The organism is Sphingobacteriales bacterium (assembly GCA_016711285.1).
Lineage (GTDB): Bacteria > Bacteroidota > Bacteroidia > Chitinophagales > UBA2359 > JADJTG01.
Map to the genome: position 1 here is coordinate 405361 of JADJTG010000014.1, position 26949 is coordinate 432309.

The 26949-nt window shown below is 44.6% G+C and carries 16 protein-coding genes; 9 read left to right on the forward strand and 7 right to left on the reverse strand.

What is annotated here, in order from left to right; translation table 11 throughout:
* Positions 1 to 190: 190 nt before the first annotated feature.
* Positions 191 to 1318, reverse strand: coding sequence for a chorismate synthase (gene aroC / locus IPL35_14445; GenBank protein MBK8444527.1), 1128 nt, complete (start codon positions 1316 to 1318; stop codon positions 191 to 193).
* A 90-nt stretch (positions 1319 to 1408) separates the two neighbouring features.
* On the opposite strand from aroC, the gene IPL35_14450 reads away from it, so the two are divergent.
* Positions 1409 to 2590: a hypothetical protein gene (locus tag IPL35_14450; protein ID MBK8444528.1), complete on the forward strand. Its 1182-nt coding sequence runs from the start codon at positions 1409 to 1411 to the stop codon at positions 2588 to 2590.
* Between the two features lie 65 nt (positions 2591 to 2655).
* Here the strand turns inward: IPL35_14450 and IPL35_14455 are convergent, their stop codons facing one another.
* The 4 genes from IPL35_14455 to crtI all read right to left on the reverse strand — a co-directional run bounded on the left by IPL35_14455 (position 2656) and on the right by crtI (position 6149).
* Entirely contained in the window at positions 2656 to 3069 is a 414-nt protein-coding gene (locus tag IPL35_14455; protein MBK8444529.1) for a lycopene cyclase domain-containing protein, read from the reverse strand.
* Positions 3070 to 3339: 270 nt separating this feature from the next.
* Positions 3340 to 3804: a sterol desaturase family protein gene (locus tag IPL35_14460; protein ID MBK8444530.1), complete on the reverse strand. Its 465-nt coding sequence runs from the start codon at positions 3802 to 3804 to the stop codon at positions 3340 to 3342.
* Positions 3805 to 3853: 49 nt separating this feature from the next.
* Positions 3854 to 4690, reverse strand: coding sequence for a phytoene/squalene synthase family protein (locus IPL35_14465; protein MBK8444531.1), 837 nt, complete (start codon positions 4688 to 4690; stop codon positions 3854 to 3856).
* The gene (gene crtI / locus IPL35_14470; protein MBK8444532.1) at positions 4674 to 6149 is read right to left on the reverse strand and encodes a phytoene desaturase; all 1476 of its coding nucleotides are present in this window, start codon (positions 6147 to 6149) and stop codon (positions 4674 to 4676) included. Before crtI ends, IPL35_14465 begins: the two co-directional genes overlap by 17 nt.
* A 551-nt stretch (positions 6150 to 6700) precedes the next feature.
* Here crtI and IPL35_14475 point away from each other — a divergent pair.
* Positions 6701 to 8326, forward strand: coding sequence for an ABC transporter substrate-binding protein (locus IPL35_14475; GenBank protein ID MBK8444533.1), 1626 nt, complete (start codon positions 6701 to 6703; stop codon positions 8324 to 8326).
* 68 nt (positions 8327 to 8394) lie between these two features.
* On the opposite strand, the gene IPL35_14480 is transcribed toward IPL35_14475, so the two are convergent.
* Entirely contained in the window at positions 8395 to 9426 is a 1032-nt protein-coding gene (locus tag IPL35_14480; GenBank protein ID MBK8444534.1) for a lamin tail domain-containing protein, read from the reverse strand.
* A gap of 393 nt (positions 9427 to 9819) precedes the next feature.
* Between IPL35_14480 and IPL35_14485 the strand changes: the two genes are divergently transcribed.
* Positions 9820 to 13323 carry a gliding motility-associated C-terminal domain-containing protein gene (locus tag IPL35_14485; GenBank protein MBK8444535.1) on the forward strand — a complete coding sequence of 1168 codons (3504 nt, stop codon included), beginning with the start codon at positions 9820 to 9822 and terminating at the stop codon, positions 13321 to 13323.
* A gap of 31 nt (positions 13324 to 13354) precedes the next feature.
* On the opposite strand, the gene IPL35_14490 is transcribed toward IPL35_14485, so the two are convergent.
* Complete coding sequence (locus IPL35_14490) at positions 13355 to 14467, reverse strand: glycosyltransferase family 4 protein (protein MBK8444536.1); 1113 nt, start codon at positions 14465 to 14467, stop codon at positions 13355 to 13357.
* Between the two features lie 244 nt (positions 14468 to 14711).
* Between IPL35_14490 and IPL35_14495 the strand changes: the two genes are divergently transcribed.
* The 6 genes from IPL35_14495 (at position 14712) to IPL35_14520 (ending at position 26874) form a co-directional block, all read left to right on the forward strand.
* Complete coding sequence (locus tag IPL35_14495; protein MBK8444537.1) at positions 14712 to 15020, forward strand: antibiotic biosynthesis monooxygenase; 309 nt, start codon at positions 14712 to 14714, stop codon at positions 15018 to 15020.
* 5 nt (positions 15021 to 15025) lie between these two features.
* Positions 15026 to 16090 (forward strand): 3-dehydroquinate synthase, encoded by a 1065-nt coding sequence (aroB, locus tag IPL35_14500; protein ID MBK8444538.1) that lies wholly within the window; start codon positions 15026 to 15028, stop codon positions 16088 to 16090.
* Positions 16091 to 16233: 143 nt separating this feature from the next.
* Positions 16234 to 16794: an HAD-IIIA family hydrolase gene (locus IPL35_14505; GenBank protein ID MBK8444539.1), complete on the forward strand. Its 561-nt coding sequence runs from the start codon at positions 16234 to 16236 to the stop codon at positions 16792 to 16794.
* A gap of 188 nt (positions 16795 to 16982) precedes the next feature.
* Complete coding sequence (locus tag IPL35_14510; protein MBK8444540.1) at positions 16983 to 20426, forward strand: hypothetical protein; 3444 nt, start codon at positions 16983 to 16985, stop codon at positions 20424 to 20426.
* Positions 20427 to 20499: 73 nt separating this feature from the next.
* On the forward strand, positions 20500 to 22755 hold the full coding sequence (locus IPL35_14515) for a hypothetical protein (protein ID MBK8444541.1): 2256 nt from the start codon (positions 20500 to 20502) through the stop codon (positions 22753 to 22755).
* 12 nt (positions 22756 to 22767) lie between these two features.
* The gene (locus tag IPL35_14520; protein MBK8444542.1) at positions 22768 to 26874 is read left to right on the forward strand and encodes a gliding motility-associated C-terminal domain-containing protein; all 4107 of its coding nucleotides are present in this window, start codon (positions 22768 to 22770) and stop codon (positions 26872 to 26874) included.
* Positions 26875 to 26949: the final 75 nt, after the last annotated feature.

Sequence of the window (26949 nt, forward strand, 5' to 3'; positions counted from 1 at the left end):
ACTAACATCAGATAAAAAGCAGGTGTACCTTGCGTATCTTACTGCTGAAATGCTATATCTTTGAACACAGATTTAACGAATTGAGCGAATTTTCACCGATAAAAAATCGGCGATTATCTGTTGAATCCGTTTCATCTGTGTTTCGTCTTTTTGCTATATACAGCAGTAAAAATTATTTTGGTATAAAAACCTACTGCCGTTTCGCCAGCAAATAAAAATCTGCCAATACCAACGCCGTCATTGCCTCTACCACCGGCACGGCTCGCGGCAACACACAAGGGTCGTGCCTACCTTTGCCCTCCAATATTATCGCTTCGCCCGCCGTATTCACAGTGGGCTGCGGGCGCATCAGCGTAGCCACCGGCTTAAATGCCACCCGAAAATGCAACTCCGCCCCATTGCTGATACCACCTTGCACCCCGCCCGAAAAATTGCTGTGCGTGGTTACCCGCCCTTCTTTCATTTCAAATATATCGTTGTGTTGCGAGCCGCGCATCGCTGCCCCTGCAAAGCCGCTGCCATAATCAAAGCCTTTCACTGCGTGAATACCCAACATCGCCGCCGCCAAACGCGCCTGTAACTTATCATACATCGGCTCGCCCCAACCTGCCGGAACATTTGCCGCCAAACACTGCACCACCCCGCCCACTGTATCGCCCGCTTTGCGCACTTCGCGTATCAGTGCCTCCATTGCCGCCGCCTGCTCCGCATCGGGGCAACGCACCGCATTACTTGCTATTGCCGCCCTGAACACCCCCATCTTCCACCGCCCCTGCGCATCGCGCCACACCGAAGCCGACTGCGGCAAACACAAATCATCGTTCAAATTGTAGTGCAATGCCCCCACTTGTGCCACCCACGCCGCTATCTCTACACCCGCATTTTTCAGCAATAATTTGGCAACAGCACCACCCAGCACACGCGCCGCCGTTTCGCGGGCAGAGGAGCGTCCGCCGCCGCGCGGGTCGCGTATGCCATATTTGTGCTGATAGGTAAAATCGGCGTGCGAAGGACGAAAAGCCGCTTGCAGATGTTCGTAGTCTTGCGGGCGGGCGTTTTCGTTGGCGATAAAAAAAGCAAGCGGCGCGCCCGTACTTTTTCCTTCATATATCCCTGCCAATATCTGAAAACGGTCGCTTTCTTTGCGTTGGCTCACCAATGCCGATTGAGCAGGGCGGCGGCGGTTGAGTTCGGCTTGCAAAAAATCTGTATCTATATACAAACCCGCCGGACAGCCGTCTATCACCACACCGATGCCCGCGCCGTGCGACTCGCCAAAAGTAGTGATGCGAAAAAGAGTACCAAATGTATTGAACACGATGCTGAATATAAACGTTTGTTGTGTTGCGCTACAAATGTAGCGGTATTTTTGCTTACTTTTGCCCTCCTCTCTTGGATAGCAAAATAAATGACAAGCATCGCCGACTTATGCCAAGTGCTGCCCCTGATTGCAGAATATCGCCACGCCGAGCCGCACCAACTCCTGTTAAGTGCTGCCCTGCAAATGCAGCCGCACAAACAACTCATCGCCGAACAGATTCATTTGCGACAAAAATTTGCCGCAAAATTCCCAACTTGGGCAGAAAACCTGCAATTGCTTTTTCCTAAAAAAGTATCGGCAGAGCAAGCCTCTTCCGAAAAAGCAGCAGCTTATAAAAGTGCTTTGCTGTACGGAAAAGTATTGGACGGCAGTGGCGGTATGGGCATTGATGCTTATTATGCCGCGCAAACAGCAAGCCATATTGATTATGTAGAGCAAGATGCTTTTTTGTGCGAATTGCTGGAGTATAATAAAACGATATTAAATACTCCGCATATCGGCGTACATCACAGCACTTTAGAGGATTTTCTCACAACCCACCCTTCTTTGCAATGGGATTGTATTTATTTAGACCCCGCCCGCCGCAATGATACCGGCAAGCGCGTGGTGGATTTGCGGCATTGCTCGCCGAATGTGCCGCTACTGCTACCTGTATTGCAACAACGCTGCCGCCGTTTGTTGCTCAAAACCGCCCCTTTTTTAGATATTTCACAGGCACTCTCTTTGCTGCCCCACACCTGCGAAGTGCATATTATACAATGGAAGCAGGAAGTGCGCGAGTTGCTGTTTGTGCTGGATTTTGAACAAAACGACAAGGCTGCTACTCCCCTACGCTTGCGGGCGGTGGCATTAGAAGGAAAACAAGTGCCTTTGCAATGGAGAAACAACGAGCCGCCGCCCTACGGTGAATTGTCGGCATTTGCATATATTCCGGCTCCCGCACTGATGAAAAGCGGCGACTTCGGAGGTATTGCACGGCACTACGGTATTCATAAAATTGCGCCTTTTACGCACCTTTACAGCAGCGAAACGCCGGTGGAGGGTTTTATGGGCATTGTTTTGCATGTAAAAATGCACCTTACTTATAAAGAACTGCCGCAACTATTACAAAATCAGGCAATACAACAGGCGAATATTATTGTAAAAAATGCGCCGCTCACCAACGAACAAATTTGCAAAAAGCACCGTATCAAAGAAGGTGGCAGCGATTTTTTAGTGTTTTTTAGCGATGCTTCGGGAGCAGTGCGCGTATTGTGGGGGGAGCAATAAAATGATAAAAAAAACATTCTTCCAGCAATTTCAACGCAATGATTCTTTAAATATCTCACATTTTTCTATTTTTTCAGATGATCATAAAAACTCAGCAAAATATTCAGGGCTATCATTAAAAAACCATAAAGTGTATCTTCTATGGGAATGGTGCGCAGCCGTAATCCGATGTTTTCGACATCGTTGTACCACACGACAGGAGCCTCCAAGCCGGAGCCGGTGAGCATACCGTTGCTCGCCAGAAAAAACGGAAATACAAACAAATACGCCAGATAAACACCACCCATATTGATGCGTTGCCGCCATACCCACCACAACAGCAAAGCCACCAAAACACAGGTGGACGTGGTGTAAAGTTTAGGAAAATATAGAATCGCCCCGAACACTGTAATGAGCAACAGAGCCGCTGTCACCCAACGATGCCACGAATATTCGGCACGCATCGGCACAAAGCGACTGATGGCATAGTAGCTGAACACACAGGCATAAGGGAATACATACAAAAAAAAGCACCTCTTCCAAGGGCAAATTGAATACATACCAACCCAGCAAATAATCAGGATTAAACCCCCACACACCTAAGTATGTAAAAAGCATATCCCATAGCAAAAAAAACAGTGCCACTGCCATATTTGCCGCAAAAAACTGCCGCCAATGGCGATAAAAAGGAAACTTCGGGTGAAAACTGAACAGCAGCGGAAATACAATACAGGCTATATCAATGGCGAGGTAGGTAAATGCTTTCATTATCACGAAATCCCCTGCGCTTGTTTGAAATATTTGCGCGGCACATTCAGCATACCAAAACATTCGCCGTCTTCTTTATCCAAATGCTTATGATGCACTTTGTGTGCTTTGCGCAAGCCAATCAAATAAGGGTTTTTTATTCGTTTAAACCATTTGAAACGCTGATGAATCAACACATCATGCACTAAAAAATAAGCTGCGCCATAGCACAAAATACCAAGCCCGATAAAAAACAAATAATTGAGCGAAGGCTGCACGCCATAATAAAACAACACAATACTGGGTATGGCGAAAATGATAAAAAAAGCATCATTTTTTTCAAAAATAGGCGGATAGCCGAGTTTGTGTTGTTCTTCGTGCAAATACCACAAAAAACCGTGCATCACATATTTATGCGTACACCAAATAATGCCTTCCATCACAACAAAGGTGAACAACGTGACAAAAAAATAAAGAAGATACTCCATCATATATGTAAAATTCGGTTACAACTCAAAAAAAAACAGAAGTTTAAAGTTACAAAAAATTGGCTTTATAGCGCAAATAAGAATGGCACAAAATGAGCATTTTATGGGGATTGGAAACGCGAACACGTTGCCGCAGGATTTGTTGGGCAGGCTTTTTTTGTAATTGATACAGCAATTTTAAATAATAACGATATGCCACATATACGCCCAAACGCGCCTCCGCCGGCAATCTTATAATGCCTTTGTAGGCTTCTTTAAAATCATTTTCTATATCGCGAATAATGTCGGCTTTGTTATGTTCATCTAATTGGTTTTGTTGTAAATTCGGAAAATAAGAACGACTCAGCATTTCGTAATCATCTTTGATGTCGCGCAAAAAATTCACCTTCTGAAATGCCGACCCCAAGCGCATCGCATAGGGACGCAGCTGTTGGTAAGCAGTCTCATCACCTTTTACAAAAGCCTTCAAACACATCAGCCCTACCACATCAGCCGAGCCGTAAATATATCGCTCATATTCCTCACTGCTTTGGTAATCATTTTTATACAAATCCATGCGCATACTTTCCAAAAAAGAATCAACCAAATGATATAAGCCGTATTGTTGCACCACTGCCTGAAATGTATTGAGAATGGGATTGAGGCTGATACCACGCTCTAATGCTTTGTGATAATCCTGCACAAATTCTTCCAACAAAGTTGCCTGCTCGTATTCCAAAAAAGTATCCACAATTTCGTCGGCATAGCGCACAAAACCATAAATAGCATAAATAGCCGGACGCACATCGGGGTGCAGCAGCCGTATGCCCAACGAAAAAGAGGTGCTGTAGGTGTGTGTCACTAATTTACAGCATTGCAAGCCGGAGGTATCAAACAAAGATTTCATGGTATTTACAAATAAGGTCGCTGACTATTTTTCCAGAAATCAAACTTGGCGGCACGCCTGGTCCGGGCACGGTGAGTTGTCCGGTAAAATATAGGTTCTCTACTTTTTTGCTTTTTAATTTTGGTCGTAAAAAATGTGTTTGCAACAAAGTATTCGCCAATCCGTAAGCATTGCCTTTGTAGGAATGATAATCCTGTACAAAATCATTGACTCCATACGACTGGCTGAACAAAATCAGGTCGCGTACATTTTGTTGTGTTTTTTCTTGCAGGCGTTCCATTATTTTGTCAAAATATTGCTGCCTCAAAGCCTCCGAATCGGGAAGTGCAGGAGCTAAGGGTATCAAAAAAATACCTGCTTCTTGATGCGGCGGCGCACAAGTGGCATCGCTTTTACTCGGAAAACTCGCATAAAACAGAGGCTCGGAAGGCGGGGCAGGTGTATCGTAAATACAGGCGGCGTGCGCCTCAAAATCGGTATCAAAAAACAAGGTATGATGCGCCACATTTTGCAATTTTTCACTAAATCCCACAAAAAACAGCAAAGCCGAAGGCGCAAAGGTTCTTTTGTTCCAATATTGCTCCGAATATTGCCGCAAATCGGCGGGCAATAATTGTTCGGTATGATGATAATCGGCTCCGCTCAATACAATATCGCAAGGATAAAAATGCCCCTGACTTTCAATACCAAGCGCGCGGCGGTTTTGTGTTGCTATTTTGGAAACGGGTGCATCTGCGTGCAATACTACACCCAAAGAACGCGCCAACGCCAACAAAGCCTCTACCACCTGATACATACCACCCTGCGGATGCCAAGTGCCCAGCACAAAGTCGGCGTAATTCATAAAATTGTAAAAAGCGGGCGTATCGGAGGGTTTTGCGCCGAGAAAAAGTACCGGAAATTCCAACACCTTCCTTAATTGCTCATGACGGAATTGCGAGCGCACCTGCCCCTGAACACTGCGCACAAAAAGCCCCAATTTTGCGGCAGTTTTGGTATTGATGATTTCAAAAAGATGCTCACCGGGCTGATACACCAAATCTTTGATGGCAATATCATAATTGTCTTTTGCCTGACTCAAGAACCGCTGCAAACGGGCTGCGCTTCCTTTTTCTTTCGCTTCAAAAGTTGCCTGAATCTCCGGCAGGTTGTCGGCAATACGGATTTGCTCACCCTCGCCGAAATACACTTCATAAGAAGGATTGAGGCGGTGAAGTTGGTAATAATCTGAAGTTTTTTTGCTAAAATCGGCAAAAAAGTCATCAAATACATCAGGCATCCAATAAAAAGTGGGTCCTATGTCAAATGTAAAGCCATCTTTTTTCAACTGCCGCGCCCGCCCTCCGAATTGTGTGTTTTTTTCAAAAATTTCCACAGTATATCCTGCTTTTGCCAAATAGCAGGCAGCAGATAAAGCAGAAAAACCGGAGCCGATAATGGCGACTTTGGAAGCAGTCATTCAATAAACGATAATACAATGATGAATTGGAATACTTTCCTTGCTAAACAGTGTTTTGAAATAAAAGTTTTTATTCATCTTTCTATTTTTTTAACACTGTTTTAAAATATTTATTTTTATACCCTGAGTACAACGCGTTTGTGTATATTTTGCTGTTGTTTTTTTTATGAATAAACAAATACCATTTACAATTTACGCCGTTTTATTTTTTTACGACAGCACACAAAATTTGTGTGGTGCGTAGCAAAGAAAAATTATCTCCCCAAAAAATGCTTGTATATTTGAGATACAAAAACGGACATCATCATTGTAGTAGGGATCGGGACTGCCCATAATGTGATAATTGTGATAATGTATAATCATACACGGCATTTTTATTTTGAATGATGGTGATACGGAGATAATATGGGCAATGAACAACAATGGCAATTCTATTGAATATATGGGCGATAAAATACGCTATCTTTGTCAAGCCGCGAAGCATCTAAATATATAACTGTCAGGCACTTAGCTCTTTTTCATCAACACTTTTTATGTACTATCTTAAAATAATGTACGGGCGTTTTTTTTGTTTTTGTATTACAACGGGCTTGCTCACTGTTTTTTTTGCGGCGTGCCGCCCTGCTGCGCCTGCCAAGCCACTGCCCCAAAAAGTGTTTCGCCTGAATTTGTCGTCTGCCGTATATTCCTTAGATCCCGCTTTTGCCAAAGACCTCAACACCATGAATATCGCCCTGCAAGTATTCAATGGTTTGGTGCAATTAGACGAGTACGCGCAAGTGCAACCCTGTGTGGCAAAAAGCTGGGACATCAGCGAAGACGGGCGCACTTACACCTTCCACCTGCGCCGCGATGTGCGTTTTCACGATTGCCCCGCTTTTGGCAGCGACGAAGAGCGCGTACTCACCGCCCACGATGTAGTGTTCAGTTTCAAGCGGCTCATCAGCCCCGAACTCGCCGCCCCGGGTGCGTGGGTATTCAACGGAAAAACAGACAGCATCGCGCCCTTTACTGCTCTCAACGACAGCACTTTTCAGTTGCGCCTGCTGCAGCCCTTCCGCCCCATCTTAGGCATACTCACCATGCAATATTGCTCCATTGTTTCCGAAAAAGCTGTACAATATTTCGGCAAAGATTTTCGCCATCACCCTATTGGCAGCGGCGCATTTGCTTTCAGGGCGTGGAAAGAAAACGAAGCATTGATTTTGCTCAAAAATAAAGATTACTGGGAAAAAGATAAAGCAGGAATACCACTACCTCATATAGATGCTGTTCGTTTTTCTTTTACCGAAAGCAAAAAAACAGCTTATCTGCGCTTTATTGAAGGCGATTTGGATTATTTGTCGGGTATTGATGCTTCTTATAAAGATGAATTGCTCACGCCCGAAGGCAATTTGCAGGAACGCTGGAAAGAAAAAATTCTGCTGCGCCGCGTGCCATATTTCAACACCGAATATTTAGGAATAAAAATGGACAGCGGCAGCCACTCCCCCCTACAAATCCGTGCGGTGCGACAGGCTCTCAACTACGCTATCGACCGCCGCGAAATGCTGCGCGTGTTGCGCAATCAGGTGGGCAGAGCCGCCGAGCAGGGTTTTTTGCCGCATGCCACCGCCGCCTACGACAGCACGTTGAGCGGCTACACCTACCAGCCAGAGCGTGCCAAAAAATTGGTGCGCGATGCTGCAATCAGCGGCAAAGTGCCACCTATTACTTTGGAAACAACTTCCTCTTACGCCGATTTGTGCGTGTATATGCAAAAACAATGGGCTAATGTGGGTATCACCACCCATATTGAATTGTTGCCGCCCGCCCATCTGCGCGAAAAAATGGCGAAAGGCGAAAGCAATTTTTTCCGCGCCTCGTGGATTGGCGATTATCCCGATGAAGAAACATTTATGAGCGTTTTTTACAGCAAAAACCCCGCACCGCCCAATTATACCCGCTTTCACAATGCCGCTTTTGATGCCTTGTACGAACAAGCCCTGCAAGCAGCCAACGATACAATACGCCGCCGCCTGTATCGCAAAATGGATAGTTTAATTGTATATGAAGCTCCCGTAGTGCCTTTATTTTATGATGAAGTATTGCGTTTTTTATCCAAAAAAATAAAAAGATTGCCCGACAACGGTTTCAATCTGCTGAATATGAAATATATAGAGTTGGAAGAAAAGTAATAAAAAATGCGGCTGAACGCTCGGAGTCGTTGGCAGCCGCATTTTTTTATAAACAAGAAAAAAAACGATTAACGCACTAATAATTTTTGAGTGGCAGTTCTGCCGTCTTCCAAATTAATTTTTATTACATATAAAGCCGCACTCAAATCGTTCAATGCCAAACGCGCCTGTTGTGTATGGAGTATTTGGTTCATCACTACTTGCCCGTTGGTGCCGATAATCTGTACGGAAAGCATCATTTGTGGCGCACTGATGTTCACGAAGTCCATTGCAGGATTCGGGTTCATGGCAATGCCGATATTCGTGAAATTGTCAATACCGGTGTAGTTAGGGTCGCAGGTGCAGCCGTGTTCGCCCAAGCCTGTGAAAGTATTTTTGTCCCAGATTTCCCATTCATCGCCAGTGAAGTTGTCACCTATTGATGCCACATACAGTTTTCCTTTTTGTACATTGTCTTTGCGGCGCAAAGTTTTGTCTTTGGTGAGCCATACGCCATCGGCAGTTTCCCATTGCTCTCCCGGGTCTATTCCGATTACGCCCACTACATCTAACAGGTTGCTGCCATCGTTATTTACGGTAGTACCTTTTATTAAAGCTACGGCATCATCACCATTAAAATACATAGCATTGTTGGTATTATATACCGGACATACAAAGGCATCGCCTCTGCCTTCCAAATCCAACCAATCAGTATAAACCGTACCTACGATAGGTGCGCCGGAAGTATCGTATTGCACACAATAAACGGTATCGCCATTGGAATCAAGAATCGGCTCGTTGGTGAGTTCGTCTAAGCAGGCATCAATTGCTTGATAACCGTTCCAAATGGGAGTTTCCAGACCGGTTCCGGCTGCATCGCGCTTATCAAGTACAATAGTGTATGCCGAATATGGAGCCAAAGTAGCCGCCGGAATAGCAATACCTGTAAAAGCGGTAGCACCATTGCTGAAACGCCCTACGGAATATTGCGACAAATCAACCGGATTGGCGGTGGGATTGTAAATTTCCAAGGCGCGGTTGTTGCCATATCCCTCTACATACTCCGAAATAAACAACTCGTTGCACTGACCGAAAGCGGCAATACCTGAGCAAAAACACAAGGCACTCAGTAAAATTTTTTTCTATGTCTTTTTTAAGAAATGTTGATGTTAAAAAAATAATAGGACAAAGTTACATTATTTTCGGAATGAAAACAGATTTATGACAATATCATTATTTGAATAAAATGTTAAAAATATTAAATCATCTGAGCGATGTGCAACAAAAGCCTACTGTGGTGTATCAAAAAAGCAGTAACTTCGCAAAAGGTAAAAAAATAATAGTACGGTTATTTATTTCATTTATAATCAACTATTTTTATACCAAAAAAAAATTTCTGTCGTTAGTTATCTAAAAAAATACTGTTTTACTCTACTCATTCTTCCATGCACGCCCATAAATTACACCGTTATTTATTACTATATTGTTGCTTGTGGTGCTTGAAAATCTTGTTGTTGGGAAATTGGGATACAAGTGCTGCTACTTCCTGTTTTGTTGCCAATCAAGGACAATGGCGGTCGGATATTCTGTATCGCGCCGATGTGCCGCAGGGGGCTTTATTTATAGAAAAAAATCGTTGGACATTTAATTTTATGGAGGCAGTGGATATGCACGCTCCTGTGCATCAGTCCTTACCCCAAAAAGGACACGCCTACCGCCTTCATTTTTTGGGCAGCAACAGCAACAATATTCAGGGAGAGCAGCCGCTGACGACTTATCACAATTATTTTAAAGGAAACAACAAAGAAAACTGGGCAACCCGTGTTCCGTTGTTTGAGCAGGTTGCTTATCAGCGTTTATATCCAAATATTCAGGCAAAAATTTATTTCAACAATAACAGTGCTGGTCTTAAATACGATTTTATCGTAGAAAAAGGCGGCGATTTTCGCGATATTCAGCTTTTGTATGAAGGTATAGACAATATTTGCATTGAAAACGGCAAACTCAAAATTACGACTTCGGTGAATGAAATCGTGGAGCAAGAGCCTGTCGCTTATCAGGTTATCAAAGGAGAAAAAAAACAAGTTCCCTGTGCTTTTGTGCTGCGCGGCAATGTGGTAAATTTTGAAATAGCGGGCAAATACAACAAAAAATTTCCTTTGGTGATTGACCCGCAAGTTATTTTTTCTTCTTTTACCGGCTCTGTTGCCGACAACTGGGGCTTCACCGCCACCTACGATGCCGATGGCGATTTGTATGCAGGCGGTATCGCTTTCGGGGCGGGCTACCCCACTACTGTCGGTGCTTACGACCTCAGTGCCAACGATGCCGGCGGCGACCGCTTTGATGTGGCTATTTCCAAATTCAGTTCCGATGGCTCGGTGCTTTTGTACTCTACTTACTTGGGCGGCAGCGAAGGCGAAATGCCGCATAGCTTAATTGTGAACAACAATGAGCAGTTGGTGGTATTTGGCACCAGCGGCAGCAACAATTTTCCGACCACCGCCACCGCTTATGACGCTTCTTTTAATGCGGGCGCACCTGTTACCATTTTTGAGGATTTTTTCGGAAACGGCGGCTACGATTATCCGCAGGGAAGCGATATTTTTATCAGTATCTTCAGCGAAGACGGCGATAATTTGGTGGGTTCTACGCTCTTTGGCGGCAACAACCGCGATGGTATGAACAGCACCGGCACTACGAGTTTGGAATATAATTACGGCGACCGCTCGCGCGGCGAAGTGATCGTAGATGCCAACAATCGTATTTATATCGCCACTTGCAGCAATTCCAATAATTTGCCTACGTCTCCTTTTTCCTTTCAAAGCAATAAAAGCGGTGCGCAAGATGCGGTAGTGGCGGCGTTCAATGCAGATGCAAGTGCTTTGTTGTGGTGCACTTATCTGGGTGGCAGCGAAGATGATGCTGCTTATGGTTTAAAAATCGGCGATGACGGCTCGGTATATGTGAGCGGCGGCACGCGCAGCAGCAATTTTCCGATGAGCAGCGGATTTGATACCAATTTCAACGGCGGACAAGCCGATGGTTTTTTGGTGCGGCTGTCGGGCAATGGCAATAATTTACTAAATTCCACTTTTCTGGGTACTACTGCTTACGACCAAGCTTATTTTGTAGAAATTGATAAGGAAGACAATATTTATACGGTTGGTCAAACGCGCGGCAGCTATCAGGTAACCTCCACTTACGGTTCGGTTTTCAGCAACACCAATGCCAAACAATTTATTCATAAATTCAACACCAACCTCACTGCTACACTTTTTTCTACCACTTTCGGCAGCAGCAACAGCACTGATGTCAATATTTCGCCTACGGCTTTTTTGGTAGATGAATGTCTGCGGATATATGTGTCGGGCTGGGGCGGCGAGGTCAATATATTCCACAATCCCGAAACAGGCACTACACAAGGAATGCCGCTTTCCGGCGATGCCACACAAAACAGCACCGATGGCAGCGATATGTATTTTATTTCGTTAGACGAAAATGCAAAAAACCTCCTCTATGGCTCTTATTTCGGCGGCAGTGGCAGTGGCGAGCATGTAGATGGCGGCACGAGCCGTTTTAATAAAGAAGGCATCATTTATCAGGCAGTATGTGCAGGCTGTTCGGGTACGGATAATTTTCCGACCACTGCCGGCTCGTGGTCTGTTACCAACAATTCCGACAACTGCAATTTGGGAGCAGTAAAAATCAATTTTGACCCTAACATCATATACGCCGCCGCACTTGTCAATCCACAACCTACGGGCTGTGTGCCTTTTACGGTGCAGTTTCAAAATCTGAGCAATCGCGGACAGCAGTTTTTCTGGGATTTGGGCGATGGCACTACCTCCACCGAAGTTGCACCTACCCATATTTACAACAGTATCGATACTTTTTTGGTAACACTCATTGCCGTTGATTCCAATGCTTGCAACATTGCAGACACCATCACCACTCAAGTATTTGTACCCGACAGCTCGCAAGTTATACAAACGGATTTTAGCTATCAGTTGCCTGCGAAGTGCGACCCTTATACCGTAAATTTTGATAATTTATCTGTCACTCAGGATTCGCTTTCTTCTTACCCTACCCTTTACTGGACTTTCGGCGACGGCAATTTTTCTTTTGAGCGCGACTCCACTGCTCATACCTACACAGAGGCTGGCACTTATACCGCTTCGCTGGTTATCAACACCGATTTTCCGTGTTTCAACAGCGATGAAGCCGCTTATACTTTCACCATTCCCGAAAATCCGATGGCAGATGCTTCGTTTTTGTCGCCCACTGAAGGCTGCGCTCCTTACAATGCCACTTTTACTGCTCAGGACGATGCGCAACAATATTTGTGGACTTTCAGCGATGGCGGCAGTGCGGAAGGAAAAAGTGTGAGTCATTTTTTTGAAAACGAAGGCACTTACAACATTCAGCTCATCGCCATTGACTCCACCACCTGCAATATCGCCGATACCGTACAACAATCACTGTTGGTGTCGCCTACGCCGGTTGCTTTTTTCACTTTTGTACCCGATACGGCTTATGTCAATCAGGAAGTACAATTTACCAACAAAAGCACTCCCGCCAACGGTATCTTTTTTTGGGACTTTGGCGATGGCGACACCTCCGTACAAGTCAGCCCAATTCATAAATTTACACAAGTGGGCATCAATGTAGTGTGCTTAAAAGTAAATGTAGCAGGCAGTGTATGTGAAGATATTTTTTGCGATACTTTGTATGTAAGCGATGAATATGCTTTGGGGGTGCCAAATGCTTTTAGTCCCAATGGCGATATGCTCAACGATACGCTCAAAATGCAGGGCTACGGTTTGGAAAGTGTGGTATTGAAAATTTTTAACCGTTGGGGTGAAAAAGTTTTTGAAACCGACAATTTAGAAACAGGCTGGGACGGCACTTATAAAGGCGAGCCGCAAGAAATGGACGTATATGTGTATTTGGTGGAAGCCGTATTGCCGCGCGGCAGACCCGAAATCCGCAAAGGAAATATTACTTTGATGCGATAAAAAAGTAGTTTTTTTTAAAAAAATTATTTACTTATAATTCGTTCATTAAATGCCGATATGCCGCCAGCATTTGTTGGGAGGAAAGATGAATTTCGGCATGACGGCGGGCTTGGTCGCCGAGCGTGCGGCGCAAAGTTGCGTTTTTTACCAAACGATCTATTTGTTGTGCTAAATCTGCGGCATTGCCCAGTTCAAACAACAAAGCCGTTTCGCCTTCGCTGAGGGCATTACTGACACCTTTTACGCGGCTCGCCACTATGGGCAATGCCACCGCCTGCGCTTGCATAATTGCAATGCTCATCGTTTCGCCGAAGGTGGAATGTACATAAATGCTGAGGTTTTGCAAAAATACCAGCAGTTGCTCCTCATTCAGCAGCCCCTCAAATACCACCTTGTCGCCGATGCCCCAGTCTGCCGCCATTTGCTGCCAACTTTCGCGCATATCGCCATCGCCCGCCAAACGAAACTGCAACTGCGGGTAGTAGTTTTCATTGCGCAGCAGCAGCAAAGCCTTGAAAATAGTAGGAATATCTTTGAGCGAAGTGAGGCGGCACTGCATACCCAACACTATCGGCGGCGGCACAAGGGCAGACAGCAAAGCGGCGGGTTTAAAAAAATCGGTATTAATTCCATTGGGAATAATGGCGGTGCGGCATTTGCGATACAAACGCGGAAAACGCTTCGCTACATTGTCGGCGTGTTCGCGGCTCAAAAAAACGGCGGCATCGCTCAATGCCAACATCATCAAAGTAATAAACCAGTCGCTGCGCCTTTTGAGGTCGTTGGCTTGATGCTCCACCCCTATCAGCTTGCAAGGTGCGTGGCGGCGGCGATACCAAGCGGCAGCAAAAAAAACAGCCGAGCCATGAAACATCAACACCGAGGGACGCAATTGTTGCAGCGTCTGGAATATTTTTTGTTGCGTGCTGCTGTCAATAGTACCAATTTTTTCTTTCTTAAAAAAATGATACGAAATATGTAGGGCTTCGCATTTTTGCCGATATGCAAAACTCAAATCCTCTATACCATAAAAAATAATATGCCAGTTTGTGCGCCGCTCAGTGTCGGCTTCTATCATCGCAAATACCACCGAAGCTGTTCCGCTCAAACCACTGTATAACAGATGTACAACCTTGAGATTCAACGTATTAAAAAAATTAAAACAATTACTCTTGCTTATTATAGCGGCTCAAAACTACTGATAAGCTGTTAATTTTTTTAATAAAAATATTGATGATTAGTATAAAAAATGAAGATGATTCTTAAAAACACATATCTGTAAGCATTTAAAAATCTGATATTTTATATTACAAAACGATGCTGTTTTCGTTTTTTCAAATAAATCCCTAATTTACATTCAAAATCCGAGTATTAAAATTTTATATTATATGCTGACAAGAATTGTAAAAATGCAGTTTCGCGCTGCCGACATCGCCGATTTTTTAGCGTTGATGCAGCAGGCAAAGCCACTTATTCAGGGTTTTGAAGGTTGTATTCACCTGAGCATTTTACAAGATGTTCAAGAGCCGACTGTTTTTTTTACTTACAGCCATTGGCGCAATGCCGCCGATTTGGAAAATTATCGCCGCTCGGAATTATTTGAGCGCGTGTGGGCACAAACCAAAACCTATTTTGCCGCCCCGCCTCAAGCGTGGAGTGTGCAACAACTATTTTTCGACAACAGCCATTCCGCCTAAAAAAAATGCGCCGCCCGCCCCCCATTAGTCATCTCGCCCTCGCCGATTATTCGGTGTATTTCGGCAATATCGCCGACACGCTGCCGCCTTTGCTCGCCCTCCATACGGCAACTGCGGTGTTTTGTCTCTGCGACACACATACGCATCAACATTGTTTTCCGCGCCTGCAAGCCCTTTTGCCGCAAGCCCAAGTAATCGTAATGCCCGCCGGCGAAGCACACAAAATTTTGGATAGCTGCCGTATCGTGTGGGAAAATTTATTACAGCACCACGCCGACCGCTCGGCTTTGCTGCTACTGCTCGGTGGCGGCGTAGTTGGCGATTTGGGAGCATTTGCAGCAGCTACTTATAAGCGAGGCATCCGGTTTATTCAAATCCCCACTAGCCTACTGGCTCAAACTGATGCCTCTATCGGCGGCAAAACCGGCATTGATTTCGGCGGCATAAAAAACAGTATCGGCTTGTTTCAAAATCCGCAGGCGGTGTGTATTGACACACAATTTTTGCAAACGCTTCCTGAAAAACATTGGCAAAACGGATATGCCGAAATGCTGAAACACGCCCTGATTGCGTCATCGCAGCAATTAGATTTTTTATTGCACAGCGATTGGAAAAAAAACATTGATTATATATTGCCGCAATCGCTACAAATCAAGCAAAACATTGTGGAGCGCGACCCTTTTGAAAAAGGATTGCGTAAGTGCCTCAATTTCGGACATACTTTTGGACACGCCCTTGAAAGTTATTCGTTGCGCCACGATACCGACCCTCTGCTACACGGCGAAGCAGTGGCAGCGGGTATGCGCGGAGCGTTGTATTTATCGGAGCGCGTGTTGAAGTTTTCGCCCGAGGTGCGCCACGCTCTCGAACAGCAAATTTCGGAACGGTTTGGCACATACACGCTGCCTGCAACAGCCCAAACCGAGTTGTTGGATTTATTGAAAAATGATAAAAAAAATAAAAACGGGTATTTCAATTTTTGTTTGTTGGAGAAATTGGGAAAAGCGCAATGGGATTGCTGCATTTCGGAGCAAACTATTATTGAAACCTTTAATGCAATTTACTTTTAAATAACATTTTTTTATATTTAATACATTTTACATACATCTATTTTATTGAAGAACAATCATATAACAATTTATTTTTGTATTTTTATTTTTTATTTTCGCATCAAAAAAATGTCCCTGAAAAACTTTATTTATAATTGCGATAAATGACACACAGCACAGACAACAATGATGCCCGCACGCTTTTTCTTGACCGCGATGGAGTTATTAATAAAGAACCGCCACAATATTATGTACATAGCTGGAATGAATTTCATTTTTATGAAAAAACCATCGCCGCTTTGCAACGTTTGTCTTGGGTTTTTCCGCGCATTATTGTTGTCACCAATCAGCAGGGTGTGGGCAAAGGGCTGATGAGTCAGGCGGCTCTTGATGATATTCACGAGCGAATGTGTGTCCAATTGCTGGAAAACGGCGTGCGGATAGATGCGGTGTATGCCGCTACCGCCCTTGCCGAAAATGATACCGCCGCACTGCGAAAACCCCACATAGGAATGGCTTTGCTGGCACAGCGCGAATTTCCGGCGATACGCTTTGAAGAAAGCACAATGGTGGGCGACAGCCTCCGCGATTTGCAATTTGCCAGACACTTGGGTATGCAGAGCATTTGGATACAAACTACTCCGCCCGCCACGCCGCAGCCCCTCGCCGATGCTGTATTTGAGTCTTTGTGGCATTATGCCTTGTCCGTTAATCCGTATCAATAGTTCCTATTTTGTAATGATGCAAAAAAGTGACATTTATACCATAATTAAAAACCGTATATTTGCTCGTTTTATCAACATTTCGTACAGTGAACGTATCTGTGATAATATCGCAGATAATGTTTTTTTCTACAAAATATTCGTATCCATTCTTTATTGTGTTTAACCTATCTTTTAAAATATATTTTTTTATGATGATGCGCCGCCTGCTATTTTTATTTTGTGTATCTATAATATTTTCTTTTCATCAGCTCTCTGCCCAACAACTTGTAGTAAATGAAGTAATTAATATGCAAGCCACCGGAGAGGATATTGTAGAACTTTTGGTAAATTGCCCTTCGGGTTGCGGATATATGGATATTGGCGGCTATATTTATGACGATAATGGCGGACAAACTAATTGTGTAACCGGACAAGGTATTGCTTTCGGACATTTACGCTTTCCGCACAACGATATAACGAGTTGTGTGCCTTGCGGTACTTTTATTATGTTGGGAACAAGTGCAGGTTTGGATACCGATGCCAGCGATTTTATTTTATCTTTTCCGTACAGCTATATGTTGGCAAACCCTAATTTGCCCGCCCCGCCTGATTGCACCTATGGTACTGAAGCACAAGCCACTGATGCAGGTGCTGAAAGTTTGGTAGAATTGCGCAATGCAGGGGATATGGCACAGGTATTAGACACTTCGGGCAACGTGGTAAGTGCCATCAGTTGGGGTGATGCCAGTGGCGGTACTTTTATGGGTGCAGGCAGTGCCAGCGGCTTAACTTTTTATGCCACAGATTGCAGTGGCGGCGGCTATCAAACGGCACAAATAGACCAAACAGCTTTGGAAACTCCGGGTGCTCCTAATCCCGGACAAGAGAGTTGTATCAATGCGCAGCGAACCACTATCATACACGATAACGAAACCATTGTGAGTTGTACGGAAATGAGTTATACTTTTACACATGATGCCTGTGGTGTTTATAGCAGCACAGATTGGGATTTTGGAGATGGCAACACCTCAATAGGCGAAGCCGATAATATTACTACGCACACTTTTAGCAAAACTACGGGCAGCCCACAAACCTTTTATATTACGGCAAGTGTCAATTATCCGCCTTCGTGTCCGATAGAAGTAAAAGATACTCTGATTATCAATTTTCCTGATGCGCCGCCTGTACCCGACAGTCCCGAATCGGCTTTGGTATGTTTGAGCGCAAGTAATACTTTTAACATTTGCCAAGATCCGGGTGCTTATATTCCTGCGGTTGGTGGCGATATTGTGTGGTATGCTGCTGCTACCGGTGGCTCACCGCTTCCTTTCAGTGGCGAAAATCCCAATATTTTATCGTGGCTCAATGGTCAATCAGCGAGCATTATCAGTCAGTTGAATAGCGGAATAGTACCTTATGTATTGCCGCTATACGCCGCTTATGATGACGGCACTTGCGAAAGCGCGCGCCTTGCTGTCAATGTAAATATTTATCCGACGATTGTACTCAATACCCCTGAGCCGGTATGCCTGAGTGATAATACAGTTAATGTAATTTTATCTAATTTGGTCACTACACCCAACAATAATTCATTGATAGGATTTAGCGGCAATCCTAATATCTACCAAAATGCAGCCGGTGATTATTTATTAGATGTAAATCCGAGTGCTGGAGATACCCACCCGGGCGGAACAGGGGTCGGCACTTTTACTTTGAATTACACTTACGAAGGTTTTTCGGGTACTTGCAGTGCTTGTGGCGGCACCGTAACCATTGAAGTAATAGACCAGAGCAGTATTGTCATTAATGCCCCTACAGAAGTTTGTGAAGACGCGGGAAATATTACGCTCACGGCAACACCTGCCGGCGGAGCTTGGTATGGAACAGGTGTCGTTAATCCTACCGAACCCGGAGGCGGCAACCTGACCGGAATTTATAATCCGAATTTATTTTCGAATGGTGTGGGTACGATTCGATATTACTCTGTCAATAACACAAATTCTCAATGCTTTACTGAGGTTAATATCACTGCCGTAGATGCGCCTACTTTGGGCTCTCCACCTGACGTTTGCAATACAGTAAACAACTTTTTTATGAGCAGCTATGTACAGCCTGTCGGAACTGTCGGAACTTGGTCGCAGACTTCGGGTGCTTCTGCCATCAACTTGAGCAACCCAGATGCGGTATCCTTTGTCGGAGCTACTGCGGGCAATTACGTTTTTACGTTTACTCCTTCAGGGGTGTGTAGCACAAAGCCTGTCAGTATGACACTTACAGTTAATGACTGCGCCTGCCCTATTGTAGATATATTAGAGCCTTTTAACGATATTTGCGCCGATGGTACCTTGGCTTTAGCTACTACTATTTCCACCACTACGAGCGGCACTTGGAGCATCGTATCACCTACCGGAACGGCTGCCTCCATTATCGGAAGTACTTTCAATGCCAATGGTGCTACGGGTACTTTTATAGTAAGATATACTATTTTGGGTGCAGTACCGGCGGGTTGCGAAACGCAATTTGAAATTCAAGTCGCTGTTGCTGCTTCTCAAACTGCCGGAACAGACGGCATTTTAAATGCATGTAATAATAGCACTACGGATATTATTTTAGCAGATAATATCACAGGTGAAAGTGTGGGAGGAACTTGGACGGCATCACCTACGCCCGCAAGTGGTTTTTCAGCAGCAGCCGGAACATTTAATCCCAATAATGTAAGTGCGGGGAATTATACTTTTACTTATACTATCAGTGGCAGTTGTGTTACTGATGCTACTTCTCAAGTACAAGTCGCTATTAACGAAGCACCGCAAGTAAATGTAACTACACCCACTGCCACTGTTTGCAACGGTGGAGGCACTACGGGTTTAAACCTGAATACTTTATTAGGCACACCCGTTCCGGCAGGCACTTGGGCAGATACCGATAATTCGGGAGCAGCGAATGCAGGTGCTTTATTTGATTTCTTTGGTGTAACTCCCGGCAACTACACCTTTACTTTTACGACTACTTCCGCCGTTGCTCCTTGTACCAATGTGTCTGCAACGGTAGAAATAACAGTAGAAGATTGCTCCTGTCCTGTAATTAACGCCTCTAACGCAACTGCCCAAGTGTGCGAAAATGGTTCTATTTCATTTAGTGCAACTATTTCAACACTGACGAACTTTCATCATTTAGATTTGACTGATGGAGCAGGCAATACTATTACGCTTACACAGAGTGGAACAAATTTTACAGGAACGGCTCCTGCTCCCAACGTAATTGGCTGTGACGGCATATCTTTTAACTATACTTTTGATTTGTATTGCAATACAGCACCTACGGTCATTTATAATGCTGATGTAGTATCTGTAATGGTGTATCCGCAGCCGACTGCTACTTTAAACTTAAGTTCGAATGGTTGCACTGTCACTGCAACACCCGATTGCCCTAATTTTAGTATTGTAGGGGCTAATTCTCAAACCACCTCCACCAACGGCGATAACAGTGCGGTCAGTTTTACCGTGCAAAATGATGATTTTTCTTCTTGTACCAATACGATAAACGGAAACTTCAATTGTGTGATTGTCCAGAATTGTCCCACTGTTTCCGTTCCTGCAGCCGCTACCGAAGATTTTGTGCCACCGCCAACAGCATTGATTTCAATACCATAGAAAATAATGTTGTTTATGACGACCCCGATAATCAAGTACCTGCCGACCCTTTGCTTGGTATAGTGATGCCGCTTTGAGTGTACCTATTGATGAAGGAACTTATCAAGCTATTTATAACGGTGATGGCTGTAATCCTCAAAGCATTACTTTGTATGCCGGATTGCAATGTACAGCAAATACGCCCATCTCCGCAGGAACTTTGACTATCAGCATTTACCCGCAGCCGACTGCTACTTTAAACCTAAGCCCGAATGGTTGCACTGTCACTGCAACACCCGATTGCCCTAATTTTAGTATTGTAGGGGCTAATTCTCAAACCTCCTCCACCAACGGCGATAACAGTGCTGTCAGTTTTACCGTGCAAAATGATGATTTTTCTTCTTGTACCAATACGATAAACGGAAACTTCAATTGTGTGATTGTCCAGAATTGTCCCACCGTTTCCGTTCCTGCAGCCGCTACCGAAGATTTTTGTGCCACCGCCAACAGCATTGATTTCAATACCATAGAAAATAATGTTGTTTATGACGACCCCGATAATCAAGTACCTGCCGACCCCTTTGCTTGGTATAGTGATGCCGCTTTGAGTGTACCTATTGATGAAGGAACTTATCAAGCTATTTATAGCGGTGATGGCTGTAATCCTCAAACCATTACTTTATACGCCGGATTGCAATGCACCGGAAATACGCCCATCGCCGCAGGAACTTTGACTATCAGCATTTACCCACCCTTCTCCAATAGTTTAGTGACAGCTGTTGATGGCGTTTGCGGAGTACCGCCTACGCTCACTTCTACTTGCCCGCACTATGTTATTACGCCTTCTGCCGATGTGCCGACCGATGTACTGGCAGGGCAAAGCGGAACAGCAAACTTCACGGTAACGTATGATGATGACGCTGGTTTAAATTGTTTTTCACAAAATGTGGCGGTTAATTATGCCTGCCCTTCTGAAAATTGCCCCACTGCCAGCCAAGCGGTGCGTACTGCTAATATTTGTCAAACAACAAATGTCAATTTAAGCAACTACGAAAATTTAATCATCATCAGCGATCCCGACCAACAAATTCCGGTAAATGATACTGTGCGCTGGTATCAGAACAGTGTTTTGACACAAGAAATTTCCGACCCACTCAACTTTTTTCTTAATTATAACGGCAATGGCTGCGAAATAGATACCGTTTCGGTATATGCCGGAGTGCAATGTACCAACAGCAGTCCTATACCTTCCGACATCTGGACTTTTTATGTTTTTCCTTCGCCTACTGCCGCCAATTGGACTGAAACACAAGGCAATTGTACGCCGCCTTCTTTAACTTCCAATTGTGATAATTATGTGATAGAAGCTCTTACGCCCGTGCCTGTGACGGTAGCTGCCGGAGAAAATAGCAGCGTCACTTATGCCGTCAGCTATGTGTATGATTTTGGCGGCGGTGCTGTTTTTACCTGCGATACCGTCAGCGTAACTGTTCCGTACAGTTGTCCGGCAGCCTCTTGTCCCACGGCAACTGTACAATCGCTTACAGCACAAATTTGCGAAAATACAGGCAATGTGGATTTAACGATATATAATAGTCAAATGGTATTCAGCGACCCGCAAAACCAAATTCCTGCCAATGACACCATTCGCTGGTACAGCAATGCGGCTCTGAGCAACGAAATCGTAAATGATGCCGCCTATAATTTATTGTATGACAAAAACGGCTGTGAAATAGATACGCTTAGTGTTTATGCCGGTTTGCAATGCGCTGGTTCTTCGCCCATTTTGGCGGCAACGCTCACCTATTATATTGCGCCCGATGTAGATAATGATTTATTGACCATCACCGAAGGAAACTGTGCGCCGCCGTCTGTGAGCAGTTCCTGCGATAATTACGGCATTCAGGCTATCAGCAGTGTGCCTGTTTCGGTAGCTGCCGGAGAAAGCGGCACCGTAAGCTATTCTGTATATTTTGAATCGTCGGGAGCAGTAGTTTTTAACTGTGATACCATACAAGTTGATGTAAATTACAGTTGTCCTGCCGCGCCTTGCCCTACCATTGATGCTTTGGTGTTCCCAAGTGACAGCGTAGCTTGTAGCGGAGAAAGTATAACAGTGAATATGGTGCTGGACACGCCCACCGGTGCATTGACACCCGATTCTGTGCGTTGGCTCAATGCGCAAGGACAGCTATTGAGCAATACTCTTACACTGAGTTGGACAGAAACCGTAAGTGGTTGTGATCCGCTTATCCTCCCTCTCACCGCCGAACTATATTGCGAAGGTGCTGTTGTGCCGAGTGATGTGCTCACTACTCAAATGGTATTTTTCCCGATACCACAAGATTAATATATCAGTTTTGTGCCCTCGCCCGAAGGGTGCAGCGTGGAGGCAGTGAGCACTTGCAATAATTTTGCAATAAGCGGGACTAATCCTGTGGCGGTGGGTACTGACGGCAGTTGGACAGCCACTTTTTCCATACAGAACACAATTGCTGTTTCCAACGGAGCAAACTGTATTATTGATATAGATACCACCTTAACCTGCAATTTGCCGCAGTGCCCCATCATTACTCTGGATAATCTCACTCACGCCTGCGAAAACAGCGATGTTATCCTATCGGCAAACATCAATAATCCGGCGAATTTAGCTTCTTTGGAGTGGATTGATGCAAGTGGTGCAATTTTGGGAACAACAGCTACCCTAAATGTAAGTGCGATGAATATCAATGCCGGCAACCAAAGTAATTGCAACGGCAATAATTTTACCACTTATTATTTAACGGCATATTGCACCACCGACCCTGCTACACCTTTCTTTACAGATAGTATTCAAGTATTTTCCTACGATATAGCACAACTTTCCGACCTCAACACCATACTGAGCAACAGCGACTGTATGCTGACAACCGAAGTAGAAAATTGCAGCAATTATTTCAGTATTACTTCTCAAAATCCGATTACGGTGACGCAGGCAGGCGACAGTTCGGTGAATATTGTGGTGGTAAATACTTTGGCGAATGGTGTAAATTTAGATTGTTCCGCAACTTTACCTTTCACCATTCCTTGTAATCCGGTGGTAATAGACTGCCCTGAAATAACTGCTATTGTCGGCGACACCATTTTATGCGACAACGAAGCAATTGATTTACAGGCACAACTCAATAGCAACACTAATTTGGCTGCAGTAGAGTGGGTAGATGAGAATGGAACGGTAGTATCGACTACCAACCAGCTCAATTTTCAGCCGCCTGCCATTAACGGCTGTGCTTCCGAAACCCTGACTTTTGTTTTTAATGTTTATTGTGCTGAAAATCCCACCGTTCCATATAACAGCGATACGGTGAGCATCACACGTTATCCGGCAGCCGATGGCGATGTAATTTTAGATATTTCTAATTCTGCCGATGGCTGTACGGTATCGGCGGCAGTGGTGCAATGCGGAAATGTATATGAACTACAACAACCCGTTATTTATACTGAAGATGCAGATGGTGACGGACAAGTAATATTCAATATCATCAACACTGAATATCCCTTAGATGCAATGAGTTGTGCGGTTTCGTATGGGGTGCCTTATAATTGCGAGCCTACTGGCGAATGTACAGCTACCGCCGATTTATTGCCTTTTGATGCTCCTGTTTGCAACAGCGTAGGCACTATCAACTTAAATACGCAAATCAACGGAACGGTGGGCGGTGCGTGGACTTTATTGCCCGCCAATACACAAATTATCGTTCCTTCGGCTTTTGATATAAGTGGCTTAGATGCAGGTACTTACGAATTAGTATATACTTTAACCGGTATTCCGAATTGTCCTGTATTGAGCGATACCATAGAAATGGAAATCATCACCGCACCGCAACTCAATCCGCTCACTACACCTTTGTGTAATGTAGCACCAAGCAGCATTTTAAATTTGCAGAATCTTTTGGCGGTAGGTACGGATAATACAGGTACATGGAGTGTTGACGATGCCGGATATGAAGCATATTTAAACGGAAATGTATTAGATGTAAGCGGAATCAGTGGTGTAAATGGACTTACACTGATATATGCACTTGATGATAATTGTGCTACTTCTATATCGGTGGGTATCGGCGTGGCTCCACAAGTGGCACTTACTCCTTTTAATACTACTTTCTGTACCAATGATACTCCCGTTAATTTAACCCAGCAATTAGTGGCGGGCAGTACAACCAACGGCGGCTCGTGGTATATTTTACCTTTCGGTGCTTCTATTACCAACCCGCAGGCATTTAATGTCAATAGTCTATTGGCAAACTCTAATGAAAATGAAGTGATGCAAATTATCTACTCCGTAGAAGGTTTGGGCAGTTGCCCCGATGCTGCCGACACCATTGATTTTCATATTTATAGCCCCGCAACAGCATTTTTTGGCAATGTACCCGGCTCTTTGTGCAGCCACCCCGACAGCAGCAATTCCGTGCTGGATTTGGATTTAATTCTTTTGGGCGATGAAGGCGGCACTTGGCAAAGTTCGGCAGGTGCGATAGATAATAACAATGTATTGAGTATTGCAAATGTGAGTGATACAGAAGTAACTTTGTTTTATACCACCCCCGCCAACGGCTCTTGTGAAACAACAACCATTGACGTAGAAATTCCTATCAACTGCGAAATCAGTTGCGACCCGCCTTTATTGGAAAATTTGCCGAGTTTTTGCAACGACCAAGACCCGATTGATTTAACCCAACAACTGCCCACCGGAGTCGCTACCAATGGTTTTTGGGAAATTTTTCCGGCTACCGACAACTATCCGTCAAACCTCATCAGCGACCCGCAAAATTTTGATTTGAGTGGTTTAGACGGCACTTATGATATTTTTTATACCATTCCGGCAGCGGGAGGCTGTGCCGAACTCAGCGGAACTACCCCACTGATTGTATTCAACGACCCCGATGCGAGTGTCGTTACAGATGTACAGATTTTGTGTAACGATGCGGCAGACGGCAACACCCAAATTCTATTGGATACTTTGGTATTGGGCGATGCAGGCGGAACGTGGTCGGTGCTGACTCCGGGTTTGCAGGGTTATTTAGATGCCACCTCTCACATTTTGGATATTGATGGCATAGATACTTCAATTACCGAAATTACTTTGCGCTATACCTTGCCCGCAGTAGGCATTTGCGGCTCGGCAAATACACAAATTTCAGTGCTGATTATTAATTGCGCCCAATGCCCTTCAGAAGTAATATTAAATCCTTTCCCTTCGCCTATTTGCAGTGAGCAGGGTTTGTTTAATCTGGGCGATTATGTCGTAAGTCCGGCGGGCGGCGTGTGGACGACCACTGCCGGAAACAGCAATATCATCGGCGGCACACAATTTGACCCCGAAGGTTTAGACGGAAATTATAATTTTACTTACACGGTAGATTTGTCCAATTGCCCGCCGATAGCACAAATGCAGCCTTTGGAAGTTGTAGCAAGTTCCGGTATTGCCATAGACAGCGACCCGCGCAGCATTTGCAACAGTGGCAACAATACTACCTTTGATTTGAGCCAGTTGTATTTGACAGGAAATGACAACAGCGGCTCATGGAGCAGTACAGCAGGCACGCTGAACGGCACAGTATTAGATGCTTTCGGGGTAGCAGAAGGCACCGACATTATACTTACTTATACCGTTATCAATGCTGAATGTGGCAATGTGAGCGAAAGTGTTACTTTTACTGTAGAAGATTGCGCTTGCAATGCCTTTGCTGCTTTTACGCCGCCACCGGCTTTTTGTGCGGGCAGCACCTTTGATTTGTCGGCACTTACCACCGACAATTCCAACGGATACTGGCTCATCAACAGTAACCAAATCTCTATCAATAGCGGCATCTTAGACCCCAATAATATTTCGGGCAATTTTGTTTTGTCGTATGTGGTAGAAGATGAGAATCCTGATTGTCCGGCTGATACTGCTACGCAGACGCTCACCATTACGCCACTGCCAACAGTGACAGCCACTGCCTCCAACAACATTGTCAATGCCGGCGAAACCATTATTCTGAGTGCCGCCGGAGCTAACGACTACGAATGGTTTGATGCCAACGGAAATTCGCTGGGCACAGGCACCAATATCAGTGTAACAATGGACGCTACAACCACCTTTTTAGTACAGGGTAGCGATGGCGACAATTGCACCGATGATGCAACTGTAACAGTAATTGTAAACGACAACCAGCATTTATTCTTCCCGAGTGGTTTTTCGCCCAACGGTGATAATATCAATGATGTATTTCACCCCATACACCAAAATGTAGTAGAAATTCACTGGATGATATATAATCGTTGGGGAAATAAAGTATTTGAAACCAATAGTTTAGATGATTATTGGGACGGCACTTTCCATGGCGAGCCACAGGAAATGGAAGTGTATGTATATGTAGCCGAATACAAATATTTTGGAGAGGAAGACAAAAAAGTAATGCGCGGCAATGTGACTTTGTTGCGTTAAAGCCATACAAAGCGAGGAACTGTAAATAAAAAAACGGTCAAAAGGTAAAACCACTTTTTGACCGTTTTTTATTGT